Genomic DNA, 14,911 nt, shown 5'->3' on the forward strand with positions numbered 1-14,911 from the left:
GTGCATGGCGTCGCGCGGCAGGCGGGACTTTCGCAACACGCCCTAGGGATCGGCCTCGTTCCGCCGGGTCATGGCCGCGCCCAGCTCGGCGCGGCTGGAGATGCCGAGCTTCTGGTAGACACGGGCGAGGTTCGCCTCGACGGTCTTCGGGCTGATGAACAGCGCGTCCGCGATGGCCCGGTTGGTGCGGCCCTCGGCGGCCAGCCGGGCCACGCGCTCCTCGGTAGCGGTCAGTTCCGGTGCGGACGGCTTCCGGCCTCCGGTCCTGGCCAGTTCGGCCCTGGCGCGGCGCTCGAACGCCAGCGCGCCGATCGCCGCGAACTCGGCGGCCGCCCCTTCAAGTGCCGTACGGGCGGCCCGTCTTCGCCGGGCGCGGCGGTGCACCACGCCCGCGACCAGCAGGCAGCGGGCCCGGTCCAGCGGCAGCACGTGCGCGGCGACCTCGGACCTGGCGGCCTCCAGGCTGCCGACGGCCTCGGTGGCGTCCTCGCCCCGTGCGGCGGCCAGCAGGGCGCGGCTGCGCGCGAGCGCCAGCGTTGTCCACGGCCGGGGCAGCCGCTCGTGCCGTACGACGAGCCGGTCCAGGACGACACGGGCGCTCGCCACGTCACCGACGGCGGCGCAGGCCTCGATCCAGTCGGGTTCGAAGCGTTGCGACAGCGGTTCGGCCAGTCCCGTCGCATCGGCCTCGGCCGCCAGCGCCCGGTACGTCGCCGCGGCGTCGCCCGTACGTCCGTCGGAGAGCGCGGTGAACGCGGACAGTGCCAGGTGGATCCGGCGTGCCCACGGGTCGTCGACGGCCTCGGCGCGCCGCAGGCCCTCCTCCGCCACCCTCCGGGCCCGCTCCAGGTCGCCCCGGTGCGCGTCGAGCAGCCCGGCCAGCCACGTCTCGCCCACCAGCCCGGTGCCGAGCTGTTCACCGAGGTCACGGGCAGCGGCGATGGTACGGGCGGCCGCCTCGTAGTGTCCGGAGACGAGTTCGGTCTCGCCGAGGTGGCTCAGCAGCTCGTGCTGCGCCGGTTCGTCGCCACGCGCGACGGCCTGCTCCAGCATGCTCGACAGGCGGGTCCGTGCCTTGTCGTGCTCGTCGACGGACCGCCACCAGATCGCCGGGACGGTACCGCCCAGCCAGGACGGCCGCTCCCCCTCCAACGCCAGTGCCCGGTGGAGGAGTTCGAGCCGTGGCGATCGTCCGCCGCGGACCTCGTTGAAGAACAGCTGGAGGAGCGACCCCGGGAGCAGCTCGGCGTCCTCGGGCCGGGTGCCGGCGAGCAGTTCACAGGCCGCCTCGGCATGGCGTCGGGCGGATTCGGGCGAGTCGTGGAACAGGCTCAGGTGGGCGTGGATGCGTCCGGCGGCCGGGGACGCCGGGTGCGGTGTCGCGGCCAGCGCCCGCTCGGCCGTCTCGGCGGCCACCGAGAGCGGTTCGTCGGCACTCCAGGCCACCTCCGCGCGCAACAGCAGGGCCTCCGCCTTCAGTTCGCCGTCACACACCGCGGCGACCTGTTCGGCGGCCGTCGCCGCCGGCCGGTAGTCGCCGCTGTCGTACAGACACCGGGCCGCGGCCAGCCGGCGCCAGCCCTGATCCGCCGGGAACGGGGCGGGGGTCAGCCGCGCGGACTGCTCGTAGAGACCGGCCGCGATCTGCGGGGCGCCCCGGCGCCGTTGGCGTTCCGCGGCGGCCTCCAGCTCGGCGGCGGCCCCGGTCTCGGGCTCCAGCACGCACGAGGCGAGCTGCCGCGCCCGCTCGTCGGGGTCGGCGACGGTGTCGGCGAGCCGCCGGTGCAGACGGCGTCGCAGGCCCGCCGGGATGTCCGCGCGGACCGCGGCCGCGTAGAGCGGATGGCTGAAGTGGACCGCGCTCTCGTCCACGGTGAGGAGACGGGCGTCCTCCGCCGGGTCGAGGTCGGCGAGGTCCACGCCGGCGGCCCGCAGGTCACGCAGGCTCGCGACGGACAGCAGGGCCGCGAGCCGGACCGCGTCACGGCTCGCGGTCGGCAGCAAGGCCACGCTCTCGGCGAGCACCTTCGACATCGTCGCGGAGAACGGCAGGTCCTCACCCGGGGACGGCAGCCGCGGCAACCGCAGGACCGCGCGGGCCAGTTCGGTCACCAGCAGCGGATTGCCGCCGGAGTCCCGGACCATGCGGGCCAGCAACGGCCGTGCGAACGTCACGCCCAGCCGGTCGCGCAGCACATGGTGCAGGGCCCCGACGCCCAGCGGCTCCACATCGATCCGGCGCATCCTCCCGGCCAGCCGGTCGAGTCCCAACGGCGCCTCGACGGCCGCCTCCTGGCGGGCACTGACCAGGATCGCCGCCTCGGGGACCCGTCGCAGCGCGTACATCAGGGCCCGCTCGCTGGCCGGGTCCAGCCACGGCGCGTCGTCCACGGCCACCAGGACCTGGCGGTCACCGGCTCCGGCGGCGGCGAGCAGGGACCGTGTGGCGGCTGCCAACGCCCGCTCGTCGACGGCGGCGTTGACGGTCGAGGTGAGCAACGCGGCCTCCACGGCGGCGCGTTGCGGGGCGGGCAGGCCGGTCACCTCGGATTCGAGCGGCCGCAGCAGGTCCGCCAGGGCGGCGAAGGCCAGCGAGGACTCCGACTCGGCCGGTGCGCACGCCAGCACCAGCCAGCCCGCCTGGTGCGCCTTGTCGCCCAGCGCACGCCATATGGCGCTCTTGCCGATCCCGGCCGGCCCTGTGAGTAGTACCGGATCGCCCCCGACGAGCGATCCCCACGCCTGTTCCAGCACGGCGTCCCGACCGAACACCAAAGCCACGAAATCAGCATAGGTCGTAGGCGCGGGACTCCTGTAGCGATGTCCCAGGGACAGCACCCGGCCCGGCTGCCCGCCCGGTGAGGGATCGCGGGGAGGAGCGCGCGAGCCGGGACGACCTTCCTCGTCGCAGGGCACGGGCACGCGGGGCAGCTGTCGGCGGCCGCGAAGGGATCGCGCATGAATTCGAGGGTGCGCTCCCGGAGTGACGGGAGGTTTCCAAGATCGTTCGGCTGCTAGCTTCGCGCCTCGTGACTCATTCGGATACGACCGCTCACAGATCCACGTACCCAGACCCGGCAGCTCTCCGGGACGGTCAAGATGCCTGTCTGCCCGTTCTGTTCGACGCCTCGGACGCGGCGGGTGACGCCGCTCTGGCCGCTCTGCTGCGATCGGGCGCGGTGCGCGAGGTGCATGACCGCATCGACGACCAACTGGAGGAACTGGTCCGCTGTCTGCGGCCCGGGGAATTGCCGGATTCCCGCAGCGTGGCGGCCGCCGCTGCCGACGTGTGCCCGGAGCATCGCCGCCGGACCTACGGAACCTGGGTCTGGTATCCGTGGTCGGGGCGGCTGGTGCACGTCCTGCCGGCCGAGGAGTTCCGCCTGGTCCGGACCGACCGCAACCGGGACCGGATCACCCGGGCGCAGCAGCAGACGCTGCTCGGCCGGCGGATCGGTGTCCTGGGGCTGTCCGTCGGCAACAGCGCGGCGCTCACGTGTGCCATGGAGGGCGTTGGAGGATCGTTCCGCTTGGCGGACTTCGACCGGTTCGGCCTGAGCAACATGAACCGACTGCGCGGCGGTGTCCACGACTTGGGCGTGGAGAAGACCGTTCTGTGTGCTCGCCAGATGGTCGAGACCGACCCCTATCTCGACGTCGAGATCTACCGTGAGGGCCTGACGGAACAGACCATCGAGGAGTTCTTCGGCACCTCCCCCGGCGGCGGGCTCGATCTCCTCGTCGAGGAGTGCGACACCCTGTGGGCGAAGGTCGCCGCCCGGGAACACGCCCGGACCCGGCGGGTTCCGGTCCTCATGGACATGAACGACCGCGGCATGCTGGACGTGGAACGCTTCGACCAGGAGCCGGACCGGCCGCTCTTCCACGGCCGCGTGGACGGACTCACCGCTCACGAGGTCCGCGGCCTCGGCCCCGCCGGCGCGCTCGATGTCCTGTTGCGGATCGTGGACGCCGACCGGCTCAGCCCGGCCATGACCGACGCGCTGGGCCGGATCGGCGACACCCTGTCGAGCTGGCCGCAACTGGCCAGCGGCGTCATGCTCGGCGGCGCCCTGGTCACCGACACCGCGCGGCGGATCCTGCTGGGCGGACCGGTGCCCTCGGGCCGCTACTACGTGGACCTCGAACAGCTCGTCTCCGCCGGCCAGGCCGCGTCGCCGGTCGGAGCCGCGCCATGACCCATCTCCCCGAACTGCACGGCGAGCACCTGTGGTTGCGCGAACTGCGCGCCACCGACCTCACCGCCTTCGAACGCATCTACACCCACCGGGTCCTGACCCGTTACCTCGGCATCGACCGCATGGACGCCCGCCAGGCACAGGACGCCTTCGCGCAGTGCCTCGCCCAGCCCTACACCCACCCGCGGCGCCGGCACACCCTCGCCATCTGCGCGCCGGGCGACGACACGATGGTCGGCACGATGGGACTGCTGGTCGAGGACTACGGCCGCAACGCCATGCTCACCGGGCTCGTCCTGCTGCCCGACGCCCCCGTGCGCGGCCACGGGCACGAGGCCGGACGGCTGTTGATGGCGTACGGGTTCGGGCCGCTGGGTCTGCACCGCATCTGGGCCGGTCACCGGGCCGACCACACACGCATGCGTGACGTCATGCTCGCCGCCGGCCTCCGCCCCGAGGCCACCTTGCGCGAGTTGTTCCACACCCAGGGCCGCTGGCACGACGTCACCACGTACTCCGCGGTGGCACCGGAATGGCGACACTCGGCCACCCACGCCGAGCAGGCCGTCCTCGCGGCGGCGCACAGCCTCCAGTCCAGCTGAAAGGTTTACCCGGCTCTGCCGGGACGGGCTGGGCGGCTGCGCCGGGCCGGCTGGACCGAGCCGGTTCACGACCTCGCGCGCCGCCCGTACCGTCGCCCCTGGGCACACCCGGCTCGGGGTCCGCGGGACCGTACGTGAAACCGCATGCGTTGTTCGCCCGGTCGTGCTGAGATCGATCACCATGAATGATCATCTCCTCGGTGGAACCGGGCCGACCGAACCCGATGTGGCGGACAGGATGGAACGGAACCTGGCGGAACATGCCTGTCACCTGCACCGGAGCATGACCGGAGCGACCGTCACGGAGGCCGGTGACCTTCTGATCGCGGACAGCGGCCTGGACGACGACACCTTCAACATCGTCGCCGCGGCACGCTTCACCGCCGCCGACGCGACGGCACGTATCACCGAGACCGCTCGCGCCCTGTCCCGCACCGGCCGTCGCTTCTCCTGGTGGGTGGGGCCCGCCTCGACACCAGGTGACCTCACCACCCGGCTGACGGCGGCCGGGCTGCCCGCGTCCGAGCACGAGACGGCGATGTGGGCCGAACTGGACGACTCCCCGCCGCCTCCTCCCGTCCAGGGGCTGGACATCCGGACGGTGACCACGTCCGACCAGCTCGCCGACTACGCCACGGTTCTCGCCGCGAACTGGGACCCGCCCGCCGCTACCGTCGAGCACTTCTTCGCCCAGGCGGCCCCGCAGGCACTGGCCGCGTACAGCCCGGCCCGGTACCTGGTCGGCTATGCGGAGCACCGGCCGGTCTGCTCCGCCGAGGTGTTCCACCACGCCGGAGTCGCCGGCATCTACAACATCTCCGCCCTGGCCGCCCACCGCCGACGCGGCTACGGCGGCGCCATCACGCTCGCGGCACTCCGCACGGCCCGCGCCCAGGGCCACCGCATCGCGGTGCTGCAGGCGTCGGCGGACGGCGAGCCTGTCTACCGCCGCCTGGGGTTCCGCTCCTGCGGCCGGTTCACGGAACACGCCATAACCCCCTGAAGCCCTACGGCCCCAGTGGCGGCCTAGTCGGTGAGTGAGAGGGCCGACCCGTCCGGGGTGCCGCCCAGCGCGCCGAGGGTGGTGCGGACGAGCAAGTCGACTCTCGCCTCGATCTCGTCCACGGTGGCGGAGGGGGCTAGGGCCGGAGAGTCCGCGGGCAGGTCGTTGACCTCGTGGAGAAGGGCCAGGTAGACGCGGCGGCACCAGGGCGGGTCCACCGCGGTGATGGCTCGGGCGTCCCGCAAGCGGGCGAACAGCAGGTCGAGGCCGTCGAGAACGGCCGGTGTGAGGGCCGCGGTGAGCTGGACGGCGAACCGGTGGCTGACCTTGAGGTCGAACACCATCTCCGTGAGGCGGTACAGCGCGAAGAGCGGCGGCGCGGTCCTCGCCTTCGCTCGGGACAGCCCGGCCACGTAGCGCTCGCTGAGCTGCTCGGCCAGGACGTCCAGCAGCGCGGTGCGGGAGGAGAAGCGACGGTGGCGCGGGCGAGTCCCGCGGCGTCCGCGATCCGCTCCGGCGACGCGTTGGCATCGACGGCGAGCACGGCCTCGGCTGCTTCCAGCCACCGGTGCCGCCTTCGTCCCCGCCGACCTATCCACGGCCGACGGACCGCGGCTCATGGTCGAGGCAGTCCTGGCCGCCGGATTCGCCCTCAACTTCGACGCGGCCGTACGAACCATCCGCGCGGCCCTGCCCTCGCTCACCGAAGCCAGGGGCGCCGTGGTCAACATCAGCTCCGACAGCGCCCGCCGGCCGGGGGCGGAGCCGCTGCCGTACACCGCCGCCAAGGCGGCTCTCAACACCTTCACGCGCCGGCTCGCCGAGCGTGTGGCGTCCTCCGGAGTGCGCGTGAACGCGGTGTCGGGGGCGCGGGCCGGCGCCGCGAGGCACCTGTTCGATGAGGGTCGAACCCAGCACACACCGCCCACGCCCGACCCGCGTCAGTCGCGGCCGGCGAAGAAGGCGGCGAGGGCGGCGGCGACGGCCTCGGGCTGCTCGTCGGGGATGAAGTGCCCGGCGTCGGGGACGACGACTCCGGTGACGTCGTCGGCCCATGGGCCGAGGGAGGCTGCCATGTCCGGGATGGAGCCGTGGCTGCCGGAGATTCCGAGGACCGGCAAGGTCAGGTGCCGGCGGTCGAGCATCTGGTGGTTCCTGCGCGCCGACTCGGCGGCGGCTCGGTAGTAGGCGAGGGAGGCGCGAAGACCGCCTTCGGCGGCGAGGGCTGCTGCGTAGTGGTCGAGGTCGGCGTCGTCGAACGCGTCAGGAGCGAGGGCCTTCGTCTTCAAGAACCAGCTGACATAGTCCCGTTCGCGGCCCACGAGCAGGGTCTCGGGCAGTTCGGGCACGAGGTGGAACGCGAAGTGCCAGGTCTTCCACGCCCGGTCCGGGTCGGTGGGGATCGACTCCGGGAGGGTGATGCCGGGGATTCCGGCGTCGAGGAGGGCGACCCCACGCAGCTCGCTCTCGTAGGTGAGGGCGAGAGAGAAGGCGACCCAGGCGCCGACGTCGTGGGCTGCCAGCCAGTAAGTCGACACGCCGAGTGCCCGTACGGCGGTGTGGACGTGGGCGGCGATCGTGTGGGTGTCGTAACTGACCGCCGGGCGCTCGGAGTGGCCTTGGCCCGGCAGGTCGATCGCGATGACGCGGAACCGGTCGGCGAGCCTGGGCATGACCTTTCGCCACGCCTGCCAGCTCTGCGGGAACCCGGCGAGCAGGACGACAGCGGGGCCGTCCGGCCGGCCGCCGTCTACGGCGTGAAGGCGGATGCCGTCCGCGTCGACCCAGCGGTGGGTGAACCCGTCCAGGTGGTGCGGGGGCAGGTCGGGGAAAGGGTCGGCTTCGGAGAAGCTCTGCTTGAGGGTCGCTGGGTCGGTCACGGGAATCCTCCCTCGGGGTGGGGTTCGCCGGGTCGGTGCCACGCCCCGGGGCCAGGTCCACGAGCTCGACGGTGAGGGCGGGGGCGCCCGGACTCGGGCGCCGGGACGGGCGGTGTGCCCGTGGCGCGTTCTCGGATCGCGAGGGCCCGTGGTCTTGGCTACGTCGGTAACGTAACACATCTTGAACCAGTCAGTTCAAGATAGAGTGGTGTGCAGCGCGGCCCATGGAGATCGACACACCGGCAAGGAACTGAAACGTGGCAGGCAAGAAGCAGTTCGACATGGACAAGGCACTCGATGCCGCGATGATCCAGTTCTGGCGCGCCGGCTACGCCGACACCTCGCTGGACGACCTGTCGCGGGCAACCGGTCTGAACCGCAGTTCCATCTACTCCTCGCTCGGCGACAAGGACACGCTCTTCCTCCGCTGCCTGGAGCGCTACACCGCGCGCTACGGGGACAAGTACGACGCCGCCTTGTCGTGCGCCGTCTCGGAACCCCTCGCAGCCGTCCGCGCGTTCTTCGACGTCACCCTGGAGCGCATCGCCGATCCCGAACTGCCCGACGGGTGCCTGATCGCCCAGTCGGCGATGGCGATTCCGGTCCTGAGTCCGGCGGTCGCGGCGCACGCGAAGGAATCGCTGGGCTTCCAGCGTCTGCGCCTGCGTGCCGCGTTGAAGGCCGGGCGGTTGTCCGACCGGGACGCCGATGCCTTCGCCGAACACTCGGCGGCCGTGAACCAGTCCCTCGCGGTCATGAGCAGGGCCGGGGCGAGCCCGGCCCAACTCCGCGCGGTGGTCGGCGTGACCGTGGACGCGCTCTCGCGAGCGCTGCGCGACAGCAGGCGTGGCTGAGGGACCGGCTTCGCGACGAGATCGTATGTCGCCGACCGGCGCACGGAGTTCCGCCGTCCAGACCCCGGCAGGATGCTCCCTGGGTGCCAGCCGCAGCTGAGGCTGTGGCACGGAGGGTCCGGGGCCGTCACTCGCACGGTGGGCGGTAGGGCCGGTCCGGCAGGTACTTCTTCCAGTCCTTCTTGGAGATGGGGTCGCCGACCGCGTTGCAGAGGTCGGTGATGACGTGTTGCGGGTCGGCGTCCCACAGGTCGATGCCTGCGGAGGCGCGGACGACGGCGAGGATCTTGCCGTCGGGGGTGAACGCCAGTGAGTAGAGGCCCGATGCGGTCGGCATGTAGAACTGGCGGGTGGGCGCGTCCGGATCGCTCACGTCCCAGACCTCGGGGCGTGTCCCGTAGTCCCCGCTGGAGGCGATCAGCGCGAGGCGGGTTCCGTCGGGGCTGAAGGTCAGCGGGCCGCCGACACTGCCCGTGGACACCTTGGCGGGAGACCCGACGAGACGGTCCCGGCGGATGTGCCACAACTGGAGGGTTCCGCTGTCGTCGTAGAGCGCGAAGAGCTTTCCGTCCGGACGGAATGCGAAGTAGGGGTAGCTGCTGCCCGTGGGCATGCGCACCGACCAGGCCTCTGACGGATGCGCGGGATCGGTCACGTCCCAGCTGTGCACCAGCGGGCCCGCGGGCGGGCGGGACGCCTCGGTCGGGCGTGCGGCACCCTCGTTCATGACCAGTGATCTGCCGTCCGGGGAGAAGGCGAGTCCGTATCCGGTCTTCTCGATGGTGGAGAGCTGCCGTGGATGCCCGGGATCGGCGATGTCGTAGAGGCGGACGACCTGGGGCTTGGTGTTTCTGGCCACGACGCCGTTGTAGTCGGAGACGGCGAGAAGGGGCCTGGTCGGGCTGAAGGCCACTGCTCCCACACCGTTGTTCACCTCGATCATGCCCAGCTTCTGCTTCGGGGCGGAGGTTCCGCGCAGGAAGAGATTGACGTACGTGTCCTTGCCCTGCTTGTAGATCTCGGTGTCCGCGAGGAGCTTGCCGTCCGGACTGAGCGCGATGTCCTGTCCGGTGAACATGTCGGGGGCGTCCGCCGTGAACAGCGGGGTGGACCGCAGATGCCGGACGGTGAGGTCCCGCAGCCAGTTCGTGCCCACGCCCTGGTAGGCGAGGAACAGCCGCTTCCCGGACGCCGCCATGGAGAGCCGGCCTCCGGTGCCGGGCGCCGGCGGAATGAACCCGACCGCCCCCGGCTGGGCGCCGTTGGACAGGTCCCAGACCTGTACCCCGCGGTCGGTGGCCTGGAGCAGCAGTTCGGCGTTGCCGGGGACGAACAGGGCCACCCCGCCGTCCGAGTTGTAGACGGTGTTGTTCGCGCCCGGCAGGATCGCGTCGGTTCCGTAGGTGTAGATCCAGGTCTTCCAGCTGCCGCCGCAGCTCGCTACGATCCGCTTGCTCTTCGAGGCGAACGCCATCGAGGTCACACCGTCCAGGCATCTGCTGCCGGAACTCGACACGCCTTTGTCCGCTGACACGACCTGCCGGGGAGCCCGCGGATCATCGAGGGTCCACAGGGCCAGATCGTCACTGATCGTGAAGGTGCCCTTCTTCTTCGGTTCCTCGGCAGGAGCCGCCAGCAGGCCGCCCGTGCTGTCGAAGGCGAGCCGGTGCGGGGGCCGCACGGATCGCAGGTGTGACAAGGCGGACGGTGTGTACGGAGCGGCGCGCAGCGTGGCGACCGGTGTGGTGCCGGTCGCCTTCCACAGCCGTACCTGCCCGTCGACGCTCGCGCTCGCCAGCAGTCCGCGGCGGCCGGAGAACGCCAGGGAGTCGACCTCTTTGCCGTGGCCGCGCAGCGCGGACAGGGGGTGCGGGGCCGCCGGGTCGCCGGTGTCCCAGCGGAGGATACGGCCCGTCGCCGTACCGGCGAAGAGGGTGTCACCGGCCGCGCCGAGGACCAGCGCGCTGACCGTCTCCGGCGTCGTGGGCGCGGCCAGTCTTCGTGGACGGTCGGGGTGGGAGATGTCCCACAGGCGCACGGTCGTCGAGGTGGCGCCCTCGTTGCTGTAGGTGGCGGCGGCGAGCAGGGTGCCGTCCGCGGTCACCGCGATCGGGCCGGACAGGATGCCGCCGATCCTCCCGTCGCCGTTCCGGGTGCGCAGCACGATCGAGTCGCCGGTGGAAATGGCGAGGACCCGGCCGTCCGCGCTGTAGGACAGGTCGTAGGCCGGATCGTCGCCGTTGATCACGCCAGGGGTGTGCTGGCTGTCGAGGAGCGCGCTGCGGCCGGCCTGATGGTCCATCTGGTAGGAGAGCAGGCTGAGTTGCTTGGCCAGGCCGGGGTGGAGGTCACGCTGGCTCTCGGCCTCGGCGGCCAGATACCGGGCGAGATCGCGCTGTTGGGCGTGGCTGGCCCGCTGCCAGTAGAATCCGGCGCCGGCCAGTCCGGTCGTCGCCAGCAGGGCCAGCACGACGAAGAAGGTGAACACGGCGCGGCGTCGACGGCCGTCTCTCGTGTGCTGACGCCAGGACCTCTCCATGAAGGCGGCGGACGTCGAGCCGAGCGGCGGAGCGCCCGGGGTGGCGGTGCGTTCCCGCATGGCGATGAGGCGGTTGCCTCGGTACAGCAGTGAGGGGTCCCGTTCCGAGCGCTCCCAGGACACCGCGTCGGCTGCCAACTGCTGGCGGGCGCGCAGCAGGTCACGGTCCTCGTCGATCCACTGCTCCAGCTTGGGCCAGGCGCGCAGCAGCGCCTCGTGGCTCACGCGGACGGTGTCCAGGTCGAGCGTGAGCAGCCGGGCGTCGGCGAACCGTTCGATCGCGTCCCGGGCGGCCCTCTCGTCGCTCACCCCGTGCACGAGGAGCGGCCATTCGACGGGCTGCGCGGTGTCGGCGGCGTCCTCGCTCACCCGGGCCAGCCGGGGCAGCATGAGACGCACGGCCTGCCTGCCCGCCGGATCGAGCCGGTCGTAGACGTTCTCCGCGGTGGTCGCTACGGCCTTGGTGATGCCGCCGGTGGCCAGGTAGCCGGAGACGGTCAGCCGTAACCCTTCGCGTTCCTTCCAGGTCTCCTGGAGCACGTGGGACAGGAGGGGCAGAGCCTCGGCGGGAGACCGGCCGCCGGTGGCGCCGCCCAGCTCCCTGAGGACAAGCGGGACGAGTTCGTCGTCGAGTTCCAGCTGTGCGGTGGCCGCGGGTTGTTCGATCGAGGCGCGGAGTTCGTCGGCGTCCATCGGATCGACGAGCAGCTGACTGTCACTCAGCACGGCCCGCAGTTCGGGGTGTACGACCGCCTGGGCGTAGAAGTCCGCCCGGAGGGCGAAGACGACCGACGCCCTTGGAGGGTGCCCCTCTCCTGGCTCGGCCAGTGCGGTCACCGCCCGCAGGAACGCGCTCCGTTCCTCCGTGTCGGTGCAGAGGGTGAACAGCTCCTCCAGCTGATCGACGACCAGGATCAGCCGCTGCCCCGCGTGGTCGAGCAGCGGGTCCACGAGTCCGGCGACGCCGCCGGTCACCGCCGACGTCCGGGCGGCCTGCGGTGATTCGGGTGCGAGGGCGTCGGCCAGGGTCCGGAGCGGGTTGCGGCCGGGGGTCATGCGGCGGCTGGGCCAGCCGGTCGCCCCGGGCAGGCCGGGCAGACCGTGGGTGCGCAGTCCGGCCAGCAGGCCCGCGTTGAGCAGGGAGGTCTTGCCGGAGCCGGACGCGCCGACGAGGATCAGCGGGCCGGGACCGTCGAAGGCCGCTGCCGTCGCGTTCACAAGGCGCTCGGTCATCGCGGTCCGCCCGGCGAAGACGTCGGCCCGGTCCACCGGGAAGGGGCCGAGGCCCGGGTAGGGACAGACGCTGTCGGCGGGCGGCTGCCGAGGGGACGTGGAGGCGCGGGTCCGGAAGGCCGGGTTCGGCGCGATGACGAGGTTGCCGGAGAGGTCCCCGTTCACCCGCCGGGGTACGGGCTGCTGTCTCTCCCGCAGCCTGCGGTCCAGGGCGTAGTAGGCCGCGTCCAGCGTCAGCGACTGCTGTCCCACGTCGTCGCCGTGTGCGAGCAACTCCAGCAACGCGCCCGTGAACGTGGTGTGTTCGGCATCCTCCGGAGCGCGGGCCAGCAACTCCGCCGAGCCGAGGAGGTACATTCCGTTCCCGGGTGCCGCGTTGAAAGCGGTGACCAGGGACGTGCCGCCGAGTGACACCCGCCCGGAGAAGCAGCAGTCGAGTACGACGACCCTGGACGCCGCCCTGCTGGCCAGCACCGCCTGTCGCAGCGCGGCGAAGGAGTACGCCTGGTGCTCGGCCATGCCGGGCGTGAGCTCCGTGGTGTTGCCGGCGGCCAGATAGAGGTCTCCGCCCGGGGTCAGCAGACCGTGTCCGATGAAGTACACCAGCAGAACGGTGTCGGCCCGCTGCGTCGCTCCGGCCACGGCCAGGGCCATGCTCCGAGCATCGGCCGGGTCGAGCACCGCCGTGACCTGTTCCGGACGGACCCCGCACCGCTCGTGCAGGGCCGTACGCAGATCCCTGAAGCTGGCGGCGACCGACGGGACCGAAGGCAGTCCGCCGTCCTGGTGCGTCGCGGTGGCGATCAGCAGAACCTGTACGCCCGCGCCGTCCAGGTCGGTCATCGGTCCTCGCGGCCCTCGGAGCGGACGATCTCCAGGGTGGCGTCTCCTTGCTGGTCCTGCGCGCCGAGCAGCACCGCGGCGTCGGCCACCTGCTGCCGTAGGGCCGCCGCGTCGAGACCGGCCACGTTCCTGGCGGAGAGTTCCAGCGAACGGCGGTCCGGAAGCGTCACCTTGATGCGTATCTCGGCGCGCCGGGTGCGCAGCCAGGCGATGATGGTCGTGGCCAGCGCGGTCGCCGCGGCGCCGGGAGCGAGCGCCACCGTCAGCGCCTCCAGGAGGGGGCCGAGCGTGCCCTGCTCGGGCGGTCTCTCCTTGCAGCCGACGCGGCCCCTCAACTCGTCGACGTCCGTCAACCAGGTGTGCAGTGAACGTAGTTGGTCGGCCGCCTGCGGGCCGTCGATGTTCAGCGTCACGTCTCACAAGCCCCCGTCGCCGCCCCGCACATTCTCCTGCTTTCACGGCCGCGACGAGGCTAACGGCTGTCGCCGGGACAGACCAGGGTGCGTATCGAATCGCGGTCAACAAGCCCACGCCGTCGTCCTGGAGAAGGATCGTCGGCGTGGACCCGAGGACGTGGGCGGGGCCTTCGCTGACGCCCGTCTATTTCGTGACCGCGTACCGCACGTGCGTGGCGTACGGCGAGCTGACCACCTTGACCACCTCGAGGTCGACGTCGTGGTCGAATCCGTCGAACAGGCGCTTGCCGGCGCCGAGGATCACCGGTGCCGTCGAGAGAACCAGTTCGTCCACCCGGCCGGCGGCCAGTGCCTGCCGGATCACGTCCGCACCGCCGCCGATCCCTACGTCCTTGCCGCCGGCCTTCTCCGTCGCCTGCGCCAGCGCGGCGTCGAGCCCGGACACGAACGTGAATCCCGCCTCCGGTGCCGGCTGGTCCCCGGTGCGGTGGGTGAGCACGACCAGTGGTCCGGGGAACGGGTTCGTGCCGCCCCACGCGCCCGCGGCGTCGTACATCCCGCGACCGCAGATACCGGCGCCGAAGCCCGCGGTGAGGTCGTCGAAGAACTCCTTGTCGGGGCCGTGCATCGCGAAGTCGTGGCCGCCGTCGTAGGTCCACGGGCCGCCCATCACCCAGTAGTGCAGGCGCTCCCCGCCCTTGCCCAGGCCGTACTCGGGTCCGTCATCGGGTCCGGTGACGAAACCGTCGACCGACGTGGTGATGGATGCGATGACCTTGCCCATGGTTCCTCCTTCGTCGTGTGTCGCAAGGAAAGACCGGGCAACGGGCCGGAACTCATCGCGTCGATCGACGGAGAGTGGACTTCGTCGCTCGTCCCGACGGGTCAGCCCCGGCACATGCCACGAGGGTCGGCAGCAGAGTATCCGTGCCCGTGCCTGGCGCCTCGACGAGCCGGTGGGACGCGGCGTGGTGGCCGGCGCCGAACACCGCGCGGGGCGTCCCCGGCGCGGGGATCCGACGGCGCGGACCCCGTCCCGAGGTGCGGCATTGCCCGTTCGGCCGCATGGTGGAAGTGGCCGGCCAGCCGCCAAGGAACAGCCATGATCGCCAGCTTCTCGTGGAGGCCTCGTGATCGTGATAGCCCTGCTCGCCCCCTTGGTTCCGCTCTTCCTCCTGTTCGGGCTGCCGATCCTGGAGGACCGTCTGTTCCCGCCGTCACCGCCGCTCCCAGAGGCGACGGAACCGGCGGAGCAGGCCGAGGGCGACTGACGCTCCGTCCCTGGGGCCACATCGATCCACGCGGGACCGGTCCATGCGGGCCGGTCCCGCTCCGTCGTGAC

At 71.8% G+C, this 14,911-nt stretch carries 11 protein-coding genes and 1 pseudogene; 6 read left to right on the top strand and 6 right to left on the bottom strand.

The window, feature by feature from the left end:
- Window positions 1-42 precede the first annotated feature (42 nt).
- Entirely contained in the window at window positions 43-2,781 is a 2,739-nt protein-coding gene (locus ACIQOE_RS36095) for an AAA family ATPase (protein WP_401416115.1), read from the bottom strand.
- A 398-nt stretch (window positions 2,782-3,179) separates the two neighbouring features.
- Between ACIQOE_RS36095 and ACIQOE_RS36100 the strand changes: the two genes are divergently transcribed.
- From ACIQOE_RS36100 to ACIQOE_RS36110, 3 genes are all read left to right on the top strand, one after another.
- Window positions 3,180-4,199 carry a ThiF family adenylyltransferase gene (locus tag ACIQOE_RS36100; protein ID WP_365572691.1) on the top strand — a complete coding sequence of 340 codons (1,020 nt, stop codon included), beginning with the start codon at window positions 3,180-3,182 and terminating at the stop codon, window positions 4,197-4,199.
- Window positions 4,196-4,801, top strand: coding sequence for a GNAT family protein (locus tag ACIQOE_RS36105; RefSeq protein WP_362650445.1), 606 nt, complete (start codon window positions 4,196-4,198; stop codon window positions 4,799-4,801). Before ACIQOE_RS36100 ends, ACIQOE_RS36105 begins: the two co-directional genes overlap by 4 nt.
- 238 nt (window positions 4,802-5,039) lie before the next feature.
- Window positions 5,040-5,804, top strand: a complete 765-nt coding sequence (locus tag ACIQOE_RS36110) for a GNAT family N-acetyltransferase (RefSeq protein WP_401416119.1) — start codon at window positions 5,040-5,042, stop codon at window positions 5,802-5,804.
- Between the two features lie 23 nt (window positions 5,805-5,827).
- Here ACIQOE_RS36110 and ACIQOE_RS36115 read toward each other — a convergent pair whose 3' ends face one another.
- A complete protein-coding gene (locus ACIQOE_RS36115) occupies window positions 5,828-6,370 on the bottom strand; it encodes a hypothetical protein (protein ID WP_401416122.1) in 543 nt (180 codons plus the stop codon).
- Window positions 6,371-6,422: 52 nt separating this feature from the next.
- Between ACIQOE_RS36115 and ACIQOE_RS36120 the strand changes: the two are divergent.
- Window positions 6,423-6,716: pseudogene (locus ACIQOE_RS36120) on the top strand (SDR family NAD(P)-dependent oxidoreductase); the annotation flags it as partial.
- A gap of 29 nt (window positions 6,717-6,745) precedes the next feature.
- On the opposite strand, the gene ACIQOE_RS36125 reads toward ACIQOE_RS36120, so the two are convergent.
- Window positions 6,746-7,684: an alpha/beta fold hydrolase gene (locus ACIQOE_RS36125; RefSeq protein WP_401416124.1), complete on the bottom strand. Its 939-nt coding sequence runs from the start codon at window positions 7,682-7,684 to the stop codon at window positions 6,746-6,748.
- Between the two features lie 257 nt (window positions 7,685-7,941).
- On the opposite strand from ACIQOE_RS36125, the gene ACIQOE_RS36130 reads away from it, so the two are divergent.
- Window positions 7,942-8,538 (top strand): TetR/AcrR family transcriptional regulator, encoded by a 597-nt coding sequence (locus ACIQOE_RS36130; RefSeq protein WP_401416127.1) that lies wholly within the window; start codon window positions 7,942-7,944, stop codon window positions 8,536-8,538.
- A 127-nt stretch (window positions 8,539-8,665) separates the two neighbouring features.
- Here ACIQOE_RS36130 and ACIQOE_RS36135 read toward each other — a convergent pair whose 3' ends face one another.
- The 3 genes from ACIQOE_RS36135 to ACIQOE_RS36145 all read right to left on the bottom strand — a co-directional run bounded on the left by ACIQOE_RS36135 (window position 8,666) and on the right by ACIQOE_RS36145 (window position 14,353).
- On the bottom strand, window positions 8,666-13,153 hold the full coding sequence (locus tag ACIQOE_RS36135) for a hypothetical protein (protein ID WP_401416129.1): 4,488 nt from the start codon (window positions 13,151-13,153) through the stop codon (window positions 8,666-8,668).
- Window positions 13,150-13,566, bottom strand: a complete 417-nt coding sequence (locus ACIQOE_RS36140; protein WP_401416131.1) for a hypothetical protein — start codon at window positions 13,564-13,566, stop codon at window positions 13,150-13,152. The genes ACIQOE_RS36135 and ACIQOE_RS36140 overlap by 4 nt, the downstream gene beginning before the upstream one ends.
- A 187-nt stretch (window positions 13,567-13,753) precedes the next feature.
- The gene (locus tag ACIQOE_RS36145) at window positions 13,754-14,353 is read right to left on the bottom strand and encodes a dihydrofolate reductase family protein (protein WP_362650457.1); all 600 of its coding nucleotides are present in this window, start codon (window positions 14,351-14,353) and stop codon (window positions 13,754-13,756) included.
- A gap of 346 nt (window positions 14,354-14,699) precedes the next feature.
- Between ACIQOE_RS36145 and ACIQOE_RS36150 the strand changes: the two genes are divergently transcribed.
- Window positions 14,700-14,840, top strand: a complete 141-nt coding sequence (locus ACIQOE_RS36150; protein WP_365556147.1) for a hypothetical protein — start codon at window positions 14,700-14,702, stop codon at window positions 14,838-14,840.
- The last annotated feature ends 71 nt before the right edge of the window (window positions 14,841-14,911 follow it).

The organism is Streptomyces sp. NPDC091282, assembly GCF_044757385.1.
GTDB lineage: Bacteria > Actinomycetota > Actinomycetes > Streptomycetales > Streptomycetaceae > Streptomyces > Streptomyces gramineus.